The organism is Streptomyces sp. NRRL F-2664 (genome assembly GCF_000719345.1).
GTDB lineage: Bacteria > Actinomycetota > Actinomycetes > Streptomycetales > Streptomycetaceae > Streptomyces.
Genome location: NZ_JOFX01000050.1, coordinates 1 through 18,888, shown reverse-complemented (window position 1 = coordinate 18,888; position 18,888 = coordinate 1). Strand labels below are relative to the sequence as shown.

General features: G+C 71.5%; 15 protein-coding genes and 1 pseudogene. 4 read left to right on the top strand and 12 right to left on the bottom strand.

Annotated features, from left to right (window positions below):
* Window positions 1-64 precede the first annotated feature (64 nt).
* The 5 genes from cimA to ureA all read right to left on the bottom strand — a co-directional run bounded on the left by cimA (window position 65) and on the right by ureA (window position 6,231).
* Window positions 65-1,693, bottom strand: coding sequence for a citramalate synthase (cimA, locus tag IF89_RS0130675; protein ID WP_030774963.1), 1,629 nt, complete (start codon window positions 1,691-1,693; stop codon window positions 65-67).
* A 285-nt stretch (window positions 1,694-1,978) separates the two neighbouring features.
* Window positions 1,979-2,644, bottom strand: a complete 666-nt coding sequence (locus IF89_RS0130670; RefSeq protein WP_030774961.1) for a TetR/AcrR family transcriptional regulator — start codon at window positions 2,642-2,644, stop codon at window positions 1,979-1,981.
* Window positions 2,645-2,674: 30 nt separating this feature from the next.
* Complete coding sequence (locus tag IF89_RS0130665) at window positions 2,675-3,724, bottom strand: agmatine deiminase family protein (RefSeq protein ID WP_030774955.1); 1,050 nt, start codon at window positions 3,722-3,724, stop codon at window positions 2,675-2,677.
* Window positions 3,725-3,754: 30 nt separating this feature from the next.
* Window positions 3,755-5,497 (bottom strand): urease subunit alpha, encoded by a 1,743-nt coding sequence (locus IF89_RS0130660; protein WP_051807855.1) that lies wholly within the window; start codon window positions 5,495-5,497, stop codon window positions 3,755-3,757.
* Window positions 5,494-6,231: an urease subunit gamma gene (gene ureA / locus IF89_RS0130655; RefSeq protein ID WP_051807853.1), complete on the bottom strand. Its 738-nt coding sequence runs from the start codon at window positions 6,229-6,231 to the stop codon at window positions 5,494-5,496. The genes IF89_RS0130660 and ureA overlap by 4 nt, the downstream gene beginning before the upstream one ends.
* A 155-nt stretch (window positions 6,232-6,386) precedes the next feature.
* Here ureA and IF89_RS0130650 point away from each other — a divergent pair, with 155 nt between their 5' ends.
* Window positions 6,387-7,814 (top strand): cytosine permease, encoded by a 1,428-nt coding sequence (locus tag IF89_RS0130650; protein WP_043194621.1) that lies wholly within the window; start codon window positions 6,387-6,389, stop codon window positions 7,812-7,814.
* A gap of 70 nt (window positions 7,815-7,884) precedes the next feature.
* Here IF89_RS0130650 and IF89_RS0130645 read toward each other — a convergent pair whose 3' ends face one another.
* The 4 genes from IF89_RS0130645 to IF89_RS0130630 all read right to left on the bottom strand — a co-directional run bounded on the left by IF89_RS0130645 (window position 7,885) and on the right by IF89_RS0130630 (window position 11,383).
* The gene (locus IF89_RS0130645; RefSeq protein WP_030774951.1) at window positions 7,885-8,970 is read right to left on the bottom strand and encodes a branched-chain amino acid aminotransferase; all 1,086 of its coding nucleotides are present in this window, start codon (window positions 8,968-8,970) and stop codon (window positions 7,885-7,887) included.
* 227 nt (window positions 8,971-9,197) lie between these two features.
* Window positions 9,198-10,238, bottom strand: a complete 1,041-nt coding sequence (locus IF89_RS0130640; protein ID WP_030774950.1) for a 3-isopropylmalate dehydrogenase — start codon at window positions 10,236-10,238, stop codon at window positions 9,198-9,200.
* Window positions 10,239-10,319: 81 nt separating this feature from the next.
* Window positions 10,320-10,448 carry a hypothetical protein gene (locus tag IF89_RS49130; RefSeq protein WP_257856696.1) on the bottom strand — a complete coding sequence of 43 codons (129 nt, stop codon included), beginning with the start codon at window positions 10,446-10,448 and terminating at the stop codon, window positions 10,320-10,322.
* A 398-nt stretch (window positions 10,449-10,846) separates the two neighbouring features.
* Window positions 10,847-11,383, bottom strand: coding sequence for a GNAT family N-acetyltransferase (locus IF89_RS0130630; RefSeq protein WP_030774949.1), 537 nt, complete (start codon window positions 11,381-11,383; stop codon window positions 10,847-10,849).
* Between the two features lie 147 nt (window positions 11,384-11,530).
* Between IF89_RS0130630 and IF89_RS38460 the strand changes: the two are divergent.
* Window positions 11,531-12,231: pseudogene (locus tag IF89_RS38460) on the top strand (nitroreductase family protein).
* A gap of 100 nt (window positions 12,232-12,331) precedes the next feature.
* Here IF89_RS38460 and pruA read toward each other — a convergent pair.
* The gene (pruA, locus tag IF89_RS0130620; protein ID WP_030774947.1) at window positions 12,332-13,963 is read right to left on the bottom strand and encodes an L-glutamate gamma-semialdehyde dehydrogenase; all 1,632 of its coding nucleotides are present in this window, start codon (window positions 13,961-13,963) and stop codon (window positions 12,332-12,334) included.
* Window positions 13,964-13,995: 32 nt separating this feature from the next.
* A complete protein-coding gene (locus IF89_RS0130615) occupies window positions 13,996-14,922 on the bottom strand; it encodes a proline dehydrogenase family protein (RefSeq protein ID WP_030774945.1) in 927 nt (308 codons plus the stop codon).
* Window positions 14,923-15,080: 158 nt separating this feature from the next.
* Between IF89_RS0130615 and IF89_RS0130610 the strand changes: the two genes are divergently transcribed.
* Complete coding sequence (locus tag IF89_RS0130610) at window positions 15,081-16,421, top strand: PucR family transcriptional regulator (RefSeq protein WP_030774940.1); 1,341 nt, start codon at window positions 15,081-15,083, stop codon at window positions 16,419-16,421.
* Between the two features lie 50 nt (window positions 16,422-16,471).
* On the opposite strand, the gene IF89_RS0130605 is transcribed toward IF89_RS0130610, so the two are convergent.
* On the bottom strand, window positions 16,472-17,050 hold the full coding sequence (locus IF89_RS0130605) for a TetR/AcrR family transcriptional regulator (protein ID WP_030774938.1): 579 nt from the start codon (window positions 17,048-17,050) through the stop codon (window positions 16,472-16,474).
* Window positions 17,051-17,152: 102 nt separating this feature from the next.
* On the opposite strand from IF89_RS0130605, the gene IF89_RS0130600 reads away from it, so the two are divergent.
* Entirely contained in the window at window positions 17,153-18,703 is a 1,551-nt protein-coding gene (locus IF89_RS0130600) for an MFS transporter (RefSeq protein ID WP_030774937.1), read from the top strand.
* The last annotated feature ends 185 nt before the right edge of the window (window positions 18,704-18,888 follow it).

Sequence of the window (18,888 nt, the reverse complement as noted above, 5' to 3'; positions counted from 1 at the left end):
CGCTACCCGAACCGTCACTTTCCTGTGTGAGTTGGACATAAGGGGCTCCTGCCGACGTGCGCCGTCACTCGGCCGGCTCGACGCCCGCGTGGAGGAGGCCGTAGGTGAACGCGTCCTCCAGGGCCTGCCAGGAAGCGGCGATCACGTTGGGGGCGACACCGACCGTCGACCACTCGCGGACGCCGTCCGTCGTGGCGATGAGCACGCGGGTCGTGGACTCGGTGCCGTGCGTGCCCTCCAGGATGCGGACCTTGTAGTCGACCAGCTCGAACTTGGCGAGCTGGGGGTAGAACCGCTCCAACGCCACCCGCAGGGCCCGGTCCAGCGCGTTGACCGGGCCGTTGCCCTCCGCCGTCGCGACGATCCGCTCGCCCTTGGCCCACAGCTTGACCGTGGCCTCGTTGGCGTGGGTGCCGTCCGGACGGTCCTCGACGATCGCCCGCCAGGACTCGATGCGGAAGTACTTGCGGGCGCGCCCCTCGGCCTCGGCCCGCAGCAGCAGCTCGAAGGAGGCGTCGGCCGCCTCGTAGGTGTAGCCCTGCAGCTCGCGCTCCTTGACCCGCTCCACGACCCGGGAGATCAACGCGCGGTCCCCGCCGAGTTCGACGCCGAGCTCCTTGCCCTTCAGCTCGATGGAGGCGCGGCCGGCCATGTCGGAGACCAGCATCCGCATCGTGTTGCCGACCCGCTCGGGGTCGATGTGCTGGTAGAGGTCCGGGTCGACCTTGATCGCCGAGGCGTGCAGCCCGGCCTTGTGCGCGAAGGCGGAGACGCCGACGTACGGCTGGTGGGTGGAGGGGGTGAGGTTGACGACCTCGGCGATGGCGTGCGAGATCCGGGTCATCTCCGCGAGTGCGCCGTCGGGGAGCACCTTGCGCCCGTACTTGATCTCCAGTGCGGCGACGACCGGGAAGAGGTTGGCGTTGCCGACGCGTTCGCCGTAGCCGTTCGCGGTGCACTGCACGTGCGTGGCGCCGGCGTCGACGGCGGCCAGGGTGTTGGCGACCGCGCAGCCGGTGTCGTCCTGGGCGTGGATGCCGAGGCGGGCCCCGGTGTCGGCGAGGACGGTGGCGACGGTCGCCGAGACCTGGGCGGGCAGCATGCCGCCGTTGGTGTCGCAGAGGATGACCACGTCGGCGCCGGCCTCGTGGGCGGTGCGGACGACGGCCTTGGCGTACTCGGCGTTGGCGCGGTAGCCGTCGAAGAAGTGCTCGCAGTCGACGAACACCCGGCGGCCCTGGGCGACCAGGTGGGAGACGGTGTCGCGGACCATCTCCAGGTTCTCGTCCAGGGTGGTGCGCAGGGCGAGCTCGACGTGGCGGTCGTGCGACTTGGCGACGAGCGTGATCACGGGGGCGCCGGACTCCAGCAGGGCCCGCACCTGGGGGTCCTGGTCGGCCGATCCGCCGGCCCGGCGGGTGGCGCCGAAGGCCACCAGCCGGGCGTTCTTGAAGTCGATCTCCGCGCGGGCGCGGGCGAAGAACTCGGTGTCGCGGGGGTTGGCGCCGGGCCAGCCGCCTTCGATGAAGCCCACTCCGAAGTCGTCCAGATGGCGCGCGATCGTCAGCTTGTCGGCGACGGTGAGGTTGATGCCCTCACGCTGGGCACCGTCGCGCAGGGTGGTGTCGAAGACGTGGAAGCTGTCGTCCAGGCCCCCGGACAGCGCAGTTGCCGCCTCTGGTGTCGTCGTCATGCTGATCTGACTCCTGTCGGATGAGTGGTTCCGTACAACCGGGGATCCACTGCCCCCATCATCGCGCGCAGTCCGGTCCCGGCAGGGATGGGCCGGGAAACGAAAAAACCTCTCGCGGATAGCGAGAGGTCTGCACGCGGGTCCGAGGCACGGTGGCCGCGTCCGCGAAGTTCTTCCACGGTTCAGCGGCCACTGGGGACCGGCGCGCTGCTGGCGATAATCATGAGCAGAGCAGGCACGCACGCAGTGTGGCACACCGACCGCCGCGGATGGACAGGCGTCTCATCATGCGGGCGCGGCCCCTCCGCCCGGGCGGTCCGCCGCGCCGCGGACGCCGGCGGGATCGAGGGTGTCGGTGAGGAACTCGCGGACGTGGGCCAGGATGTCCGTCCGGTCGAGGGTGGGCAGGCCCACGGCCAGCTGGATGCTGAAGCCGTCGAGGAGGGCGCGGATGCGGGTGGCGGCCCGTTCGGCGTCCACCGGGCGGAACTCCCCGCGGGAGATGCCCTCGGCCAGCAGCGCCACCAGGTCGCGGTGCCAGGCCCCCTCGATGGCCGCCTGCCGTTCGCGCTCCTGGGGTCCGGCGTTCTGGGAGCGGTTCCACACCTCCAGCCACAGCGTCCAGTGCGGGTCGCGGGCCTGGGTGGGCACGTACAGGTCCACGTACGCCGCCAGGCGCTCGGCGACGGGTCCGCGGCGGGCGAGCAGGGCCCGCCGCGCCCTGCCCAGTTCGGCCTCGCTCCACTCCAGGGTCTGCAGCAGGAGCTCGTCCTTGCTGCGGAAGTAGTAGAGGAGGTGGCCGCTGCTCATGCCGACCTCGCGGCCGAGGCCGGCCATGGTCAGGCCGTCCAGGCCGCGCTCGGCGATCGTGGCCATGGCGGCGACGAGTACGTCCTCGCGCGGGGGCGCGTTCCTGCGCGCCGCCCGTACCGGTACTCCACCCGCCGCCATGGGGCACTCCTTCGTCAGGTCCGCCGGAGGTCAGACCTTCGGCTGCTGCTGGGTGATGCAGTGGATACCGCCACCCCCGGCGAAAATCGTACGTGCGTCGACGAGGGTCACGGTCCGTTCGGGGAAGAGGCCCCGGAAGATCTCGGCGGCCTCCTCGTCGCGCGGGTCGTCGAAGGCGCACAGCACGACGCCGTCGTTGCACAGGTAGTGGTTGATGTACGAGTAGTCCACCCACTCGCCCTCCTCCTCCAGCACGGTCGGCGCCGGGATCTCCACGACCTCCAGCCGGCGGCCGCGGGCGTCGGTGGACGCGCGCAGGATCGCCGCGATGGTCTTGCAGCGCTCGTGGTCGGGGTGGGAGGGGTCGGGCTGGGTGTGCACCATGACCACGCCGGGCCGGGCGAAGGCAGCGACGATGTCGACGTGCCCCTGGGTTCCGTAGGTGCCGTAGTCGCCGGCCAGGCCGTACGGCAGCCAGATCGCCCTGGTGGTGCCGAGGTGGGCGTGGACCTCGGCCTCGACCTGCTCGCGGGTCCAGTCGGGGTTGCGACCCTTGCCCAGCTGCACGGTGTCGGTGAGCAGCACGGTGCCCTCGCCGTCGACGTGGATCGCGCCGCCCTCGTTGACGAGCGGGGTGCTGAACGTGCGGGTGCCGAGCACGTCGGAGATCTGCCGGGCGATCTTCGCGTCGTGGTCCCAGCGGGCCCATTCCTGGGCGCCCCAGCCGTTGAAGGTCCAGTCGACCGCGGCGAGCTCTCCCGCGTCGTTGGTGACGAAGGTCGGGCCGATGTCGCGCATCCAGGCGTCGTCGAGTTCGCGCTCGATCACGTCGAGCGGGTGGCCGTCGCCGGCGCCGGCGATCGCGCGGGCGCTCTCGGCGTCGCCCGGGGAGACGACGAGGGAGACGGGCTCGTGGGCGCGGACCGCGCGGGCGACGGCGCCCCAGGCCTCGCGGGCCTCGGCGAGCTCCTGCTCGGTGGTGAAGGTCGGGTTCGGGCTGGGCCAGGCCATCCAGGTGCGTTCGTGGGGCGTCCACTCGGCGGGCATCCGGAATCCGTCGTGCACGGGCTTGGTGGTCATGGCAGGCAGGTCCTTAGGGGCTGTGCTGGTTTACAGGAAGTACAGGCGGTTGAGGGAGACCGACTCGGCGGCTTCGGAGCGCAGGGGTTCGCCGTCGAGGGAGACGAGGCCGCTGCGCGCGTCCACGTCGACCGCGCCGACCCGGGAGTTCAGGAGCAGGTCGCCGGGGCCGATGCCGCGGGTGCCGCGGACGGCGACGCGTCGGCGGCGGGTCGGCATCCCGTCGCTGCCGAGGGCTGCCGCGGCGGCGGAGACGAACGCGACGGAGATGTCGGCCGCGGTGGCCCCGTACGAGCCGAACTGCGGTCCGAGGACGAGGGGTTCGCAGGTGTCGGTGGCGGCGTTGGGGTCGCCGGTGACGCCGTGGGCGGGGAAGCCGGACTTCAGGACGAGCTGCGGTTTCGCGCCGAAGAACTGCGGCCGCCACAGCACGATGTCGGCGAGCTTGCCGACCTCGATCGAACCGATCTCGTGCGCCAGGCCGTGCGCGATCGCCGGATTGATCGTCAGCTTCGCCATGTAGCGCAGCACACGCGCGTTGTCGTCGCCGTCGCCGTCGCCCTCCAGCGGGCCGAGCTCGCCCTTCATCTTCGCTGCCATGGCGAAGGTGCGCCGGATCGTCTCCCCGGCCCGGCCCATGCCCTGGGCGTCGGAGGACGTGATCCCGATCGCGCCCAGGTCGTGCAGCACGTCCTCGGCACCCATGGTCCCGGCCCGGATCCGGTCCCGCGCCATCGCCGCGTCACCGGGCAGGTCCGGCTTGAGGTCGTGGACGGAGACGATCATCCCGTAGTGCTCGGCGACCGCGTCCCGCCCGAACGGCAGCGTCGGATTGGTGGAGGAGCCGATGACGTTCGGCACGCCCGCCATCTTCAGGACGTTCGGCACGTGTCCGCCGCCGCAGCCCTCGATGTGGAAGGCGTGGATCGTGCGGCCGTCCAGGACCCGCAGGGTGTCCTCCACGGACAGGCACTCGTTCAGGCCGTCCGAGTGGAGGGCGACCTGGACGTCGTGTTCCTCCGCCACGCGCAGGGCCGTGTCCAGGGCCCGGGTGTGGGCGCCCATGTCCTCGTGGACCTTGAACCCGGACGCACCGCCCTCGGCGAGGGCCTCCACCAGCGGCGCCGCGTCCGAGGACGAACCGCGTGCCAGGAAGCCGATGTTCACCGGCCAGGCGTCGAAGGCGTTGAAGGCGTGCTTCAGGGCCCACGGGGAGTTGACGCCGACACCCCACACGGGGCCGAACTCCTGGCCGATGACGGTGGTGACACCCGCAGAGAGGGAGGCCTCCATGATGCGCGGGGACAGCAGGTGGACGTGGGTGTCGACGGCGCCGGCGGTGGCGATCAGGCCTTCGCCGGAGACGATCGAGGTTCCGGTGCCGACGACGACGTCGACACCGTCGAGGGTGTCGGGGTTGCCGGCCCGGCCGATCGCGTGGATCCGGCCCTCACGGATGCCGATCGACACCTTCCGGATCCCCAGGACCGCGTCGATGACCAGCACATTGCTGATCACCACGTCACAGGTGTCGCGGACCGCGGCGCCCTTCAGGTGCAGCCCGTCGCGGGCGGTCTTGCCGAAGCCCGCCAGGAACTCGTCACCCGGCTTCTGGGCGTCGGACTCCACCCGTACCGTCAGCCCCGAGTCACCGAGCCGGACCCGGTCCCCCGCCCGCGGACCGAACACGGCCGCGTACTCGTGCGGATCGATGTGCCGGCTGCCCGGCGCACAGTGCGCGCTGTGGTCGGTGTGCGGGGTCTGCCTGCTCATGCCGTCGTCCCTTCGGGGCGGTCGGTGGGTTCGGCCCGGGCGGCCGTGGCCGGGGTGGCGCCCAGGTAGCCGCACGCCGCGGCGCGGCGCAGGGCCTCCGCCTTCGCCCCGGGGGCGTCGAGCGGCCCGTCGACCAGGCCCGCGAAGCCGATCGCGATGCGGTCGCCGCCGAGGGGGACGAGGCCGACGTCGCCCTCGCCGTGCGGGTCGAACCGTACGGAGGAGCCTGCGGGCACGCACAGCCGCATGCCGTAGGCGGCGGCGCGGTCGAAGTCCAGGCGCGGGTTCGCCTCGAAGAAGTGGAAGTGCGAGGTCACGCTCACCGGCACGTCGGCGGTGTTGCGCACGTGCAGGTGGAGGACCGGCTCCGGCTGGGGGACGCCGGGACCGGGGACGACGGCGCCCGGGGCGTCGTCCCCGAGCGGCACCGCGCCCCGGACGGGGGACGAGACCACGGCGAGGCGGGAGCCGTCGTCGAAGACGGCCTCCACGTGCACCTCGGTGACCACGTCGGCGACACCGGGCAGCACGTCGTCCGGGCCCAGCACGCTGCGGGCCTCCTCGATGGCCTCGGCGAGCCGTTTGCCGTCGCGCGCGGCCTCGCAGACCGTGTCCGCGATCAGCGCGGTGGCCTCCGGGACGTTGAGCTTCAGGCCGCGGGCCCGCCGGGCCCTGGCCAGTTCCGCAGCGCTGCGGAGCAGCAGCCGGTCGCGCTCCGTAGGAGTCAGCCGCACGCCGATCCACCACCTCACGAGTCGAAGAGTTAGAGCATCACTCTAACTCTTGATTTCGTTGGACGGAATCATTGACCTCCACGCAGGGCGTGCGTCACATTGAGTGTCGCTCAAACGAAGCGCCACCACCCCCCGCCCTGCCAAGGGAGTCCCCCATGCCCATCGAACAGCGCGGAGTCGACACCATCCCGGAGGAGGAGCGGACCAGCGGTCCCCGTGACCTGATATCGATCCTCCTCGGCTCCAATCTGTGCCTCGGTGTGATCGTCTTCGGCTGGCTGCCCCCGTCCTTCGGACTGGGCCTGTGGCCCTCGGTCACGGCCATCGTGACCGGCACCCTCGTCGGCATCGCCTTCACCGCGCCGCTGGCCCTCGTCTCCCTGCGCACCGCGACCAACCTCTCCACCTCCAGCGGCGCGCAGTTCGGCGTGCGCGGGCGGCTCGTGGGCTCGGTGGTGGGCCTGCTGCTCTCGCTCGGCTACACGGCGCTCACCCTGTGGATCGGCGGCGACGTCATGGTCGGCACGCTCGCGCGCCTCACCGGGCTCCCGGACAGCGGCGTCTCCCGGGCCGTGATGTACGGCCTCCTCGCCGCGGGCACCGTGGTCGCGGCCGTCTTCGGCTACCGGCTGCTGCTGCGCATGAGCAAGGTGCTGTCCGTCGCCATGGTCGTGCTGCTGGCGGCCGGCTTCGTCGCCTACGCTCCCGACTTCACCACCGCCGCGCCTCCGGAGACCCCGTACCTGCTCGGCTCCTTCTGGCCGACGTGGCTGCTGGCGGCCGTCGCCGCCGGCCTCAGCGGGCCCGTCGCCTTCATCACCCTGCTGGGCGACTACACGCGCTACATCTCACCGCGCCGCCACGGCTCGCGCAGGGTCCTGTGGGCCACCGCCTTCGGCCTGCTGATCGGCCTGCTGGTCCCGCAGCTCTTCGGCACGTACACGGCACTGGCCGCCCGGGCCGGCCTGGACTACGCCGGTCCGCTCGTAGAAGCGGCGCCGCTGTGGTACCTGCTCCCCCTGCTGGTCGCCGCAGCGGCCGGCTCGGTGGGCAACGCCGGGCTGATGCTCTATTCCATGGGCCTGGACCTCGACGCCATCGTCCCGCGCGCGACCCGCACCACGGCCACCGTGATCGCGGCGGCCGTCGCCACCGCCTTCGTGTTCTTCGGGTCCTTCGAGTGGGACGTGCAGTCCGCGATGACCTCCTTCGTCCTGGTGCTGACCGCGATCGGCACGCCGTGGGCCGTGATCACCCTCATCGGGCACGTCCGATGCCGCGGGCAGTACGACGAAGACGCGCTGCAGGTCTTCAACCGCCGGTCGGTGGGCGGGACCTACTGGTACCGCGGCGGCTGGAACGTCGCGGCGACCGCATCCTGGGCGGTCGGCGCGGCGGTCGGGCTGCTCGCCGTGACCACCCCGTTCTACGAGGGCCCGCTGCTCGCCGTCACCGGCGGCGTGGACTGCTCCTTCGTCCTCTCCGGCCTCACCGGGGGGCTCGTGCACACGGCGCTCACCGCCCGCCGCGCTCCCGCCCCGGCCGCCCCGGTGGCCGTCGCCGAGGAGCCCGCGAACGCCTGAGCGCCCGCCGTGTACGCCAACGGGCCCGCACCCGGAGTTCCGGGGTGCGGGCCCGTTCGCGTACGGGGTGTCAGCCGAGCGGGTGCATCCAGCCATGGGTGTCGGCGGCCCGGCCGGTCTGGAGCTCCAGCAGCGCCTTGCGCAGGCGCATGGTCACGGAGCCGGGCTCGCCGTCGCCCTGGATCCAGTCGGCCCGCTCGGACTTGACCGAGCCGACCGGGGTGATGACGGCGGCCGTACCGCAGGCGAACACCTCGGTGAGGGTGCCGTTGGCGTTGTCGCGCTGCCAGTCCTCGGTGGTCAGGCGGCCCTCCTCGGCGGTGTAGCCGAGGTCGCGGGCGATGGTGAGGAGGGAGTCGCGGGTGATGCCGGGAAGCAGCGAACCGGTGAGCTCGGGGGTGACGATGCGGTCGCCGTACACGAAGTACAGGTTCATCCCGCCCATCTCCTCGATCCACCGGTGCTCGACGGCGTCGAGCCAGACCACCTGGTCGCAGCCGTGCGCGGCGGCCTGGGCCTGTGCGACGAGCGAGGCGGCGTAGTTGCCGCCGGTCTTGGCCGCGCCGGTGCCGCCCTTGACGGCGCGGACGTAGTCCTCGGAGAGCCAGACGGAGACGGGCTTGACGCCACCGGGGAAGTACGCGCCGGCGGGCGAGGCGATGACGATGAAGAGGAACTCGTTGGCCGGGCGGACACCGAGGCCGACCTCGGAGGCGAACATGAACGGGCGCAGGTAGAGGGAGGCCTCGCCGGAGTCCGGCACCCACGCGCGGTCCTGCTTGATCAGGGCGTCGCAGGCCTCGATGAAGAGCTCGACCGGCAGCTCCGGCATGGCCATGCGGCGCGCCGAGGCCTGGAAGCGCTCGGCGTTGGCCTCGGGGCGGAAGGTGGCGACGGTGCCGTCGGGCTGGCGGTAGGCCTTGAGCCCCTCGAAGATCGTCTGCGCGTAGTGCAGGGTCATGTTCGCCGGGTCGATCGAGAGCGGCGCGTAGGGGACCAGTTCGGCGTCGTGCCAGCCGCGGCCCTCGGTCCACTTGATCGTCACCATGTGGTCGGTGAAGTGGCGGCCGAATCCGGGGCTGGCCAGGATCGCCTCGCGCTCCGCGTCGGACAGCGGGTTCGAGGAGGGCTTGAGCTCGATCGTGGGCGTCGTCATGAGTGCTTGTCCTTCACCGGTTGTGTATGGCGGACCGCGCTCACGGCGTACTAGGACGTCCGAGCTTCCCCGCATTCCGCGGCCTCGCGTTCGATTATCGCGCGGGGGCAGGCTTCGGAGAAGCGGGGGGATTGCGGCCCAGGGGAGATGGTGGCACCCGGGGCCGCACAGGTGAAGCCGCCAGGTCCCATTGTGACCCGGCGGCTTCCTGGGACGGAGCGGCCGGGTCAGCCGGCTACTCGCGCGGCGAGGGCGTCGCCGATCGCATCGGTGGAGCGGAAGGTTCCGTCGCGCTCGGCGAGGTCGGCGGTGACGGCGTCCTCGATCCGGACCGCTTCGGCCTCGTAACCCAGGTGCCGCAGCAGCAGGGCCACCGAGAGGATCGTCGCGGTCGGGTCGGCCTTGCCGGTGCCGGCGATGTCCGGGGCGGAGCCGTGGACGGGCTCGAACATGGACGGGAAGGCGCCGGTCGGGTTGATGTTCCCGGAGGCGGCCAGGCCGATTCCGCCGGTGACGGCGGCGGCCAGGTCGGTGAGGATGTCACCGAAAAGGTTGTCCGTGACGATGACGTCGAAGCGCTCCGGCTGGGTGACGAAGAAGATCGTCGCGGCGTCGACGTGCAGGTAGTCGGTGGTGACCTCGGGGTACTCCTGGCCCACCTTGTCGAAGATGTTCTTCCACAGGTGGCCCGCGTACACGAGGACGTTGTTCTTGTGGACCAGCGTCAGCTTCTTGCGGGGACGGGAGGCGGCCCGCTCGTACGCGTCACGGACGACGCGCTCCACACCGTATGCCGTGTTGACGCTGACCTCGGTGGCCACCTCGGCGGGGGTCCCGGTGCGCAGGCTGCCGCCGTTGCCCGTGTACGGGCCCTCGGTGCCCTCGCGGACCACGACGAAGTCGATGTCCGGGCGGCCGGCCAGCGGGGTGGCGGTGTTGGGGAACAGCTTCGACGGGCGCAGGTTGATGAAGTGGTCGAAGGCGAAGCGCAGTTTCAGCAGCAGCCCGCGCTCCAGCACGCCGGACGGAACCGAGGGGTCGCCGATGGCGCCCAGCAGGATCGCGTCGTGCTGCTTGAGGGCTTCGAGTTCCGCGTCCGGGAGGGTCTCACCGGTGCGGTGCCAGCGCTGGGCGCCGAGATCGTAGGGCTTGGTCTCCAGCTTCACATCCTGGGGCAGGACCGCGGTAAGGACCTTGAGTCCCTGAGCCACGACTTCCTGGCCGATGCCATCACCGGGGATCACTGCGAGATTGATGCTGGTCGACATGGCGAAACCGTACTCCGTGTCCAGCCCTCAGACATTTCACGTCCACCATGTGGACGTGAAATGTCCCGGGCCCGCGCTGCGTCAGTGGCCGGTCGAGCCGCCGTTGTCGCGGCGGTCGAGGGCGCGCTGCAGGGCCGCGGCGGCGTTCTTGCGCTCGTCGGCCGAGGCGGAGGCGTGGCGGACGCGGCGGGTGGCGGTGGTTGCGGTCATGGTGATCGACTCCTTGAGATCACGGCGTGGCGGAGCCACGGATGAGGGGTTCCTTCAAGGCGCCGGAAGAGGCGGGGAGCAGTGCGCCGCAGGGATTGCCTGCCAGGGGCGCGCGCTCTCGACCGCCATTCGCCGGATCGGCGAGACGTTCGGCTTCTACAACGCTAGGACAGGTCCCGCTGTATGTCTCGGCAATTACTCGGACTTCCTACTATCTGAGACGCGCATCCCCTCCCAAAGCCTCGCCCAGGTGCTCCGTTTCAGCCCTTCCCGGGCCGAAGTTCCCTGATCAGAGCCCTGACAGCGTGAGTTGCAGCCGCTTCCGCCGTAGTGACGTACACCACCTGCCTCACCGGCCCCCGAAGGCCCGGACCGGTGAACTCATCGGGCGAGTCGGCTCAGAGGACGTCCCCGTCGCGCCAGTCGAAGTCGAGCGGCGCTGCGGGGTCCAGGCGGACGCCGCCGGGCGGCGCCCACACGTAGGTGGAGCCCTCCTCCTCGGGCAGCCGCACCGGCCCGGCGGGCGAGAGCGCCCCCAACGGACCCGGCCACACCGACCAGCCGCGTGCGAGGTAGAGCCCGGCGCCCTCCTGCGACGCAGACAGCGCGCCCAGCTCGTAGGCCCCGGCGACGACCTGCTCCAGCCGGGCCATCACCTGCCCTCCGAGACCCTGGCGCCGCAGCTCGGCCCGTACGGCCACCGCCTCGACGTATCCGGTACGCAGGGCGCGTCCCCGGTGCACGACCCGGCGCTGCACGACACTGCCGTGGGCGACGAGCCGGCCGTCCACGCCGATCACCACGTGCATCCCGCCGAGCGCGTGCTCGAAGTCCTCGTCGGCGAAGTCCCCTTCGAAGGCGTCGTCCAGCAGCGACCTGATCGCGCGGAGCTCGTCGGCGGTCAGTTGCGAGGTGTGCGCGGTCAGCGTGTCCATCCCTGCTCCAGCCAGTCGGTGTCCGGCGACGTTACCAAGATCCGAATGTCCGTATCACCGGCATGCGGACGCCGACCGCCGCACACCGGCCGCCCTCGGCCGACGCGCCCCTGGCGGTCTGGACCACTACCCCGGCAGACTCGGCGCATGTCGCCCGAAACCCAGCAGTGGACCCCCACCCACGGCCAGCCGTACCGCCCCACCGCCTACCGGCCCGAGCGGATGCCGCGGCAGGAATCCCTCGCCCGGGCAGCGGAGTTGAGGGCCAGAATGGACCGGCGGCGGACCGTACGCCACTTCTCCCCCGACCCGGTGCCCGAGCAGGTGGTCCTGGACGCCGTCGCGTGCGCGGCGACCGCGCCGTCCGGGGCGCACCAGCAGCCGTGGACCTTCGTCCTGGTCAAGGACCCGGCCGTGCGCGCGCAGATCCGTGCGGCCGCGGAACAGGAGGAGGAGCTCTCCTACGACGGCCGCCTCGGCGACGAGTGGCTGGCGGCCCTGCGGCCGCTCGGCACGGACGCCGTGTGACCCACCTCACGGACGCCCCCGCGCTGATCGTGGTCTTCCAGCAGCGGTACTGGCTCGGTCCCGACGGCACGAAGCGCAAGCACTACTACGTGGACGAGTCGGTCGGCATCGCGGTCGGCATGCTGTTGTCCGCCCTGCACCTGAGCGGCCTCGCCGCGCTGGTGCACACCCCCAGCCCGATGCGGTTCCTGGGCCACGTCCTGAACCGGCCGGCGAACGAGAAGGCGTTCGCGGTGATCCCCGTGGGCTACCCGGCGGACGACTGCGTCGTCCCGGACCTGGTCCGCAAGTCGTTGACCCAGGTCGTCGTGGAGGTGTAACGCCCGGCCGGCCGGCTGTGGGACCGGCCGCGCACATGGAAACCGCCCCCGCTCCGGACTTGGGGGTACCGGGGCGGGGGCGGGGTCGCTGGGGCGGGGATCAGCCCATGTGGGGGTAGCCGTACTCGGTCGGCGGAACCAGGGTCTCCTTGATGGAGCGGGTAGAGGTCCAGCGCAGCAGGTTGGACGCGGCCCCGGCCTTGTCGTTGGTGCCGGAGGCGCGGCCGCCGCCGAAGGGCTGCTGGCCGACGACGGCGCCGGTGGACTTGTCGTTGATGTAGAAGTTGCCCGCCGCGAAGCGGAGCTTCTCCATCGCGTCCGCCGCCGCGTACCGGTCCGCCGCGATGATGGAGCCGGTCAGCGCGTACGCCGAGACGGACTCCATCTGCGCCAGCATCTCGTCGTACTGGTCGTCCTCGTAGACGTGCACGGCGAGGATCGGGCCGAAGTACTCGGTCGTGAAGACCTCGTTCTCCGGGTCGGTGCACACGATGACGGTCGGGCGGACGAAGTAGCCCTCCGAGTCGTCGTAGGTGCCGCCGGCGACGATCTCGCAGGTCGGGTCGGCCTTGGCGCGGTCGATCGCGGCCTTGTTCTTCGCGAAGGACCGGTCGTCGATGACGGCGCCGATGAAGTTGGACAGGTCGGTGACCGGGCCCATGGTGATGCCGTCGACCTCGGCCGCGAAGGCCTCCTTGAAGCCGTCGTTCCAGATGGAGGCCGGGATGTAGGCGCGCGAGGACGCCGAGCACTTCTGGCCCTGGAACTCGAAGGAGCCGCGGGTCAGGGCGGTCTTGAGGATCGCGCGGTCCGCGGAGGGGTGCGCGACGACGAAGTCCTTGCCGCCGGTCTCGCCGACCAGGCGCGGGTAGGACTTGTACTTCTCGATGTTGTTGCCGACCGTCTTCCACAGGTACTGGAAGGTCTTGGTCGAGCCGGTGAAGTGGATACCGGCCAGCTCGGGGTGGTTCAGGGCCACCTCGGACACCGCGATGCCGTCGCCCGTCACCAGGTTGATGACGCCCTTGGGCAGGCCGGCCTCCTCCAGCAGCTCCATGAGGAGGACCGCGGAGTGGGTCTGCGTCGGGGACGGCTTCCACAGGACCACGTTGCCCATCAGGGCGGGAGCGGTCGGCAGGTTGCCGGCGATGGCCGTGAAGTTGAACGGCGTGATCGCGTAGACGAAGCCTTCGAGCGGGCGGTGGTCGCTGCGGTTCCACACGCCGGCGGAGTTCGCGACGGGCTGCTCGGCGAGGATCTGGCGGGCGAAGTGGACGTTGAAGCGCCAGAAGTCGACCAGCTCGCACGGAGTGTCGATCTCCGCCTGCTGGGCGGTCTTCGACTGGCCCAGCATGGTGGAGGCGGCGAGCTTCTCGCGCCACGGGCCGGACAGCAGCTCGGCGGCGCGCAGGATGATCGCGGCGCGGTCGTCGAAGGACATCGCGCGCCAGGCCGGGGCGGCGGCCAGGGCGGCATCGATGGCCTCCTGGGCGTCGGCCTCGGTGGCGTTCGCGTACGTACCGAGCACCGACTTGTGGTCGTGCGGCTGAACCACGTCGAAACGCTCGCCGCCGCCCATCCGCTTGACGCCGTTGATCGTCATCGGGAGGTCGATCGGGTTCTCGGACAGCAGCTTGAGCTGGGCCTCCAGCCGCGTGCGCTCCGCGCTGCCGGGGGCGTACGAGTGGACCGGCTCGTTGACCGGCGCGGGGACCTGGGTCACAGCATCCATGGGGCTGGTAACTCCTTAGACCTGGTTCTTGGCTAGTTCTTGGTGATCATCGAGCGGACGAAGAAGAGCAGGTTGGCCGGCTTCTCCGCGAGGCGGCGCATGAAGTAGCCGTACCAGTCCGTCCCGTACGCGGTGTAGACGCGCATCCGGTGTCCCTCGGCGGCGAGCCGCAGGTGCTCCTCGCTGCGGATGCCGTACAGCATCTGGAATTCGTACTCGTCCAGCTTGCGCCCCGCCGTGCGGGCGAGCTCCTGGCCGATGGCGATCAGGCGCGGGTCGTGGGACCCGATCATCGGGTAGCCCGAGCCCTCCATCAGGATCTTCAGGATGCGGACGTACGCCTTGTCGATCTCCGCCTTGTCCTGGTACGCGACCTCGGCGGGCTCCTTGTAGGCGCCCTTGACGATCCGCACGCGGCTGCCGTTCGCGGCCAGGCGGCGGGCGTCGGCCTCGGTGCGGAAGAGGTACGCCTGGATGACGCAGCCGGTCTGCGGGAAGTCCTCCCGCAGTTCCTCGTGGATGGCGAACATCGAGTCGAGGGTGGTGTGGTCCTCGGCGTCCAGGGTCACGGTGGTGCCGATGGCGGCGGCCGCCTCGACGACCGGCCGGACATTGGCGAGGGCGAGCTCGTGGCCGCCCTCCAGTGCCTGGCCGAACATGGACAGCTTGACCGACATCTCGGCCTTCTCGCCGAGGCCGAGCTCCGCGAGGCGCTCGATGAGCTGGAGGTAGGCGTCACGTGCGGCGTGGGACTGCTCCACCGCGGTGATGTCCTCACCGACCACGTCGAGGGTGACCTCGAGGCCGTTGCGGGTGAGGTCCTCGACGATCGGGATGACCTGGTCGACCGTCTCGCCGGGGATGAACCGATTCACCACGGGCTTGGTCACCGGGGCGGCCGAGACGATACGACGCATCTTGTCGCTGCGCGAAGCGGCAAGGATCACGGGACCCAGCACGGGAACCTCCAGCGGGTGGCAGAAGAAAAGCGCAAGTAGAACCACCGTGAAACTTAAGGACCGCTTTGATCCTCTGCCATCGACAGCTGTCACGCATCCGTGTCCGCGATCTCATACATCTGTCTGAAGAGGAGGGGCAGGAGTGGGAGAATGGCCGGGTGAAGGGCGATTACCAGGACCTGGTGGACGAGATCTCGGCGCTCCTCGGCGCCCCGGCGACGCTGGAGAACCGCGACTTCCGCCTCATCGCCTTCGGTGCCCACGACAGCGACGACGACCTCGTGATGGACCCGGTGCGGACCCGCTCGATCCTGACCCGGCAGTCGACGGCGGCCGTCCGGTCCTGGTTCGAGGGCTTCGGCATCGCCCGGGCCACCGGCCCGGTCCGCATCCCGGCGGCACCCGACGCGGGGGTCTTCCGGGGGCGGATCTGCCTGCCGGTGCGGTACCGCGGCATCGTGCAGGGCTACGTGTGGCTGCTCGACCAGGAGCCCGGCGCGCCCGGCCCCGACCCCGCGGCACTGACGGCGGCCATGGAGGTGGCCCAGCGGATCGGGGTGCTGCTCGCCGAGGAGGCGAAGGCGGGGGCGGACCTGTCCCGGGAGTTCCAGGCGGTGCTCACGGCCGGACGGGGGTGGCAGCAGGACATGGCGGTGGCGGCGCTGCGGGCCGCCCTCGGCCCGGGCGGGGACGGCCTGCACGCGGCGGTGTGCGTGGCGCCGTGGCCCGGTGAGGCTCCGGCGTCCGTGCCGGGCGCGGCGGCCGTGTGCGTCGTACCCCGGCGGGAGGGCGGCGCGGGCGATCCGGGCGGGGCGTCGACGACCGGACCCGGAGCCGGCCAGGCCCTGGCCGTACTGCTCCGGCTGCGGTCGGCGGACGCGCTGGCTCCGGCCCTGACGGCGGTGGCGCGGCTACTGCCGCGCGCGGCGGAACCGGCGACGCCCGCGGCGGCCGCCGCGGGAACGTCCAGGCCACGGGCGGGGGCGTCCGGCGGAGCCGCGGGTGCGTCCGCGCAGGCGGCGGGAGCGGCAGCGCCGACGGGATCGGGGGACCGCCCGCCGACCGGGTCGCCGGCCGGTGCGCACCGGATGACCGCCGGGGTCGCCGACCCGGTCCGGGGCCTCGCCGAACTGCCCGCGGCGTGGGAGCAGGCCGTCGCCGCGGCCCGGGCGGCGGTCGCCGAACCACGGCTCGGCCCGGTCGCCCGGTGGTCGCAGATCGGCCCGTACCGGCTGCTGGCGACCCTGGCCGGCGATCCGGTGGACGATCCGGCGGCCCGGACCCTGCTCACCCCCGCCCACCGCGAACTCGCCCGTACGGCCGAGGTGTTCCTGGACTGCGCCGGCCAGGCGGGGCGGGCCGCGGCCGCCCTCGGCATCCACCGCCAGACCCTCTACTACCGCCTCGGCCGCGTCGAACAGCTCACCGGCCTCGACCTGGACGCGGGCGAGGACCGCCTGCTGCTCCACATGGCCCTCAAGGCCTCCCGGCTCGCCTGAGGCGTGCCGCCGGGACACCGGTCGAGCGGTTCCCCACGGTGCGGCCGGGTCTACGTCCCCGGGCGGGTCATCGTCTCGGCGGCGCGGCGCATGCCCTCGGTGAACTCCTCCGCCGTGGCCGCCGACTCGGGGTCGAAGAGCCACTGGATCATCAGGCCGTTCAGGAGGGCCTGGTAGAAGGAGCCCAGGGTGCGCACGTCACGCTCGTCGAGATCCTCCTCGGGGGTGCCGGTCAGCATGGAGATCAACCCGCGGCGCCCCTCGGCCTGTGAGGCGGCGAGCAGGGCCCGCAGCTCGGGCCGCTGGTCCCGGCCGAGCGCCACCTCCAGGCTGGCCGCCCAGACGGGCGCGGACTTCTCGTGTTGCGCGAGGACGCCTTCCCACAGCGCGCGGAAGCGCTCCAGCGAACCGCCCTCCCCGTCCAGGCCGTCCTGGAAGACCGCCCCCCACTCCTCGATCAGGCCGGTGAAGGCCTCGGTGAGCAGGGCGTCCTTCGAGCCGTAGTGGTAGCCGATGGAGGCCAGGTTCGTCCCCGACGCGCTCACGATGTCGCGCGCGGTGGTCCGCACGAACCCCTTCTCCACCAGGCATTTCTTGGCGCCCTCAAGCAGATCTTCGCGATGTCCCATGGCCTCACCATAGCGAGACAGCCGTCCTACACGACAGTCCCAGACAACCGTTCCATACAATCGTCATAGACAGTTGTTTTATACGCGTGTATGTTTCCCGGCATGACGAACCCCGCCGCCTCAGCGCGACTCGCCGGCCGTCGCGAATGGACCGCCTTCGCCGTCCTGCTGCTGCCCCTGCTCCTGGTCTCGATGGACGTCTCGGTCCTCTACTTCGCCATCCCCGCGATCACCGAGCAGCTCGACCCGAGCGCCACCCAGCAGCTCTGGATCTTCGACAGCTACGCCTTCGCCCTCTCCGGTCTGCTGATCACCATGGGCTCTCTCGGCGACCGGATCGGCCGCCGCAGGCTGCTGCTGATCGGGGCCGGCGCCTTCGGCCTCGCCTCGGTGGGCGCCGCCTACGCCACCAGCGCGGAGATGCTCATCGCGGCCCGCGTGCTGCTCGGCATCGGCGGCGCGACCCTGATGCCGTCCACACTGGCCCTCGTCCGCAACCTGTTCCAGGACGACAAGCAGCGCGGCAAGGCCATCGCCATCTGGTCGGGGGCCATGACCGGCGGCATCGCGCTCGGCTCGGTGCTGAGCGGCGTGATGCTGAACCACTTCTGGTGGGGCTCCGTCTTCCTGGTCAACGTGCCCGCCATGGTCCTCCTGCTCGCCCTGGTCCCGGTCCTGGTCCCGGAGTTCAAGGACCCCGCTCCCGGCCGTTTCGACCTGCTCGGCGTCCCGCTGTCCATGGCCGCCGTACTGCCGGTCGTGTACGGCCTCAAGGAGATCGCCGCCGAGGGCTTCGAGCCCCTCCACCTGGGCTGCCTCCTCGTCGGCCTGGCCTTCGGGTACGTCTTCGTCCGCCGCCAGCGCACCCGTGACGACGCCATGGTCAGCCGCTCGCTGTTCCAGGGCCGCGGTTTCGGCGCCGGCATCGGCCTGAACACCCTCGCCGCCTTCGCCATGCTCGGCTCGGCCTACTTCACCACCCAGTACCTCCAGTCGGTGCTCGGCATGGGCACCCTGGAAGCCGCCCTGTGGAGCCTGGCCCCCTCTGTCGTCATCGGTGCGGCGGCCCCCGTCTCCGCGGCCCTCGCCCAGAAGGTGGACCGGGCCTACGTCGTCGCCGGCGGCTTCGTCCTCGCCGCCGCCGGATTCGCGCTGATCGGCCTGGTGGGCACCGACTCCCTGTGGCTGCTGCTGACGGGCGCGGGTGTCCTGGCATCGGGCATCGTCACCGTGATGTCCCTGGTCTCCGACATGGCCCTGGGCGCGGCCCCCGCCGAGAAGGCCGGTTCCGCCGCCTCCCTGCTGGAGACCGGTACGGAGTTCGGCGGCGCCCTGGGCATGGCGGTCCTCGGCAGCCTGGGCACCGCGGTCTACCGCAGCGACCTGGCCGGCGCCGAGCCCGCCGCACGGGAGACCCTGGGCGGTGCCGTCGCCACCGCCCACCGGATCGGCGGGGAGGCCGGCGGGCAGGTCCTGACCCTGGCCCGCGAGGCCTTCGTCCACGGAATGCAGTTCGCGGCCTGGGGCGGTACGGCGCTGCTGCTCGGGGCGGCCGTACTCGCAGCGGCCCTGATGCGGGGAATCGGCGCCCCCGCCCCGGCGGAGCCCGCCCGCGCCGCCGGGGCGCGGGAGCAGGACGCGGCGTACCACTGATCGGCGCGGCGCGTCCGCCGGAAGGCGGATGCAAGAGACCCGGTACGCGGGACGCGGCACGCAGAACACGGAAGGGCCCGGGGTCAGGCAGATTCCAGGGGTCGTCGCAACACGTGATCACTGACGTGTGGTGGCCAGCAGTTTAGACAGACGCTCGGCTGGGGTTTCCCAGCCGAGCGTTTTTC

Bases quoted from the DNA above. Each gene is read 5' to 3' on its own strand.
- cimA (WP_030774963.1), bottom strand. From the start codon at position 1,693: ATGACGACGACACCAGAGGCGGCAACTGCGCTGTCCGGGGGCCTGGAC.
- IF89_RS0130670 (WP_030774961.1), bottom strand. From the start codon at position 2,644: ATGGCGGCGGGTGGAGTACCGGTACGGGCGGCGCGCAGGAACGCGCCC.
- IF89_RS0130665 (WP_030774955.1), bottom strand. From the start codon at position 3,724: ATGACCACCAAGCCCGTGCACGACGGATTCCGGATGCCCGCCGAGTGG.
- IF89_RS0130660 (WP_051807855.1), bottom strand. From the start codon at position 5,497: ATGAGCAGGCAGACCCCGCACACCGACCACAGCGCGCACTGTGCGCCG.
- IF89_RS0130650 (WP_043194621.1), top strand. From the start codon at position 6,387: ATGCCCATCGAACAGCGCGGAGTCGACACCATCCCGGAGGAGGAGCGG.
- IF89_RS0130645 (WP_030774951.1), bottom strand. From the start codon at position 8,970: ATGACGACGCCCACGATCGAGCTCAAGCCCTCCTCGAACCCGCTGTCC.
- IF89_RS0130640 (WP_030774950.1), bottom strand. From the start codon at position 10,238: ATGTCGACCAGCATCAATCTCGCAGTGATCCCCGGTGATGGCATCGGC.
- IF89_RS49130 (WP_257856696.1), bottom strand. From the start codon at position 10,448: ATGACCGCAACCACCGCCACCCGCCGCGTCCGCCACGCCTCCGCCTCG.
- IF89_RS0130630 (WP_030774949.1), bottom strand. From the start codon at position 11,383: ATGGACACGCTGACCGCGCACACCTCGCAACTGACCGCCGACGAGCTC.
- pruA (WP_030774947.1), bottom strand. From the start codon at position 13,963: ATGGATGCTGTGACCCAGGTCCCCGCGCCGGTCAACGAGCCGGTCCAC.
- IF89_RS0130605 (WP_030774938.1), bottom strand. From the start codon at position 17,050: ATGGGACATCGCGAAGATCTGCTTGAGGGCGCCAAGAAATGCCTGGTG.
- IF89_RS0130600 (WP_030774937.1), top strand. From the start codon at position 17,153: ATGACGAACCCCGCCGCCTCAGCGCGACTCGCCGGCCGTCGCGAATGG.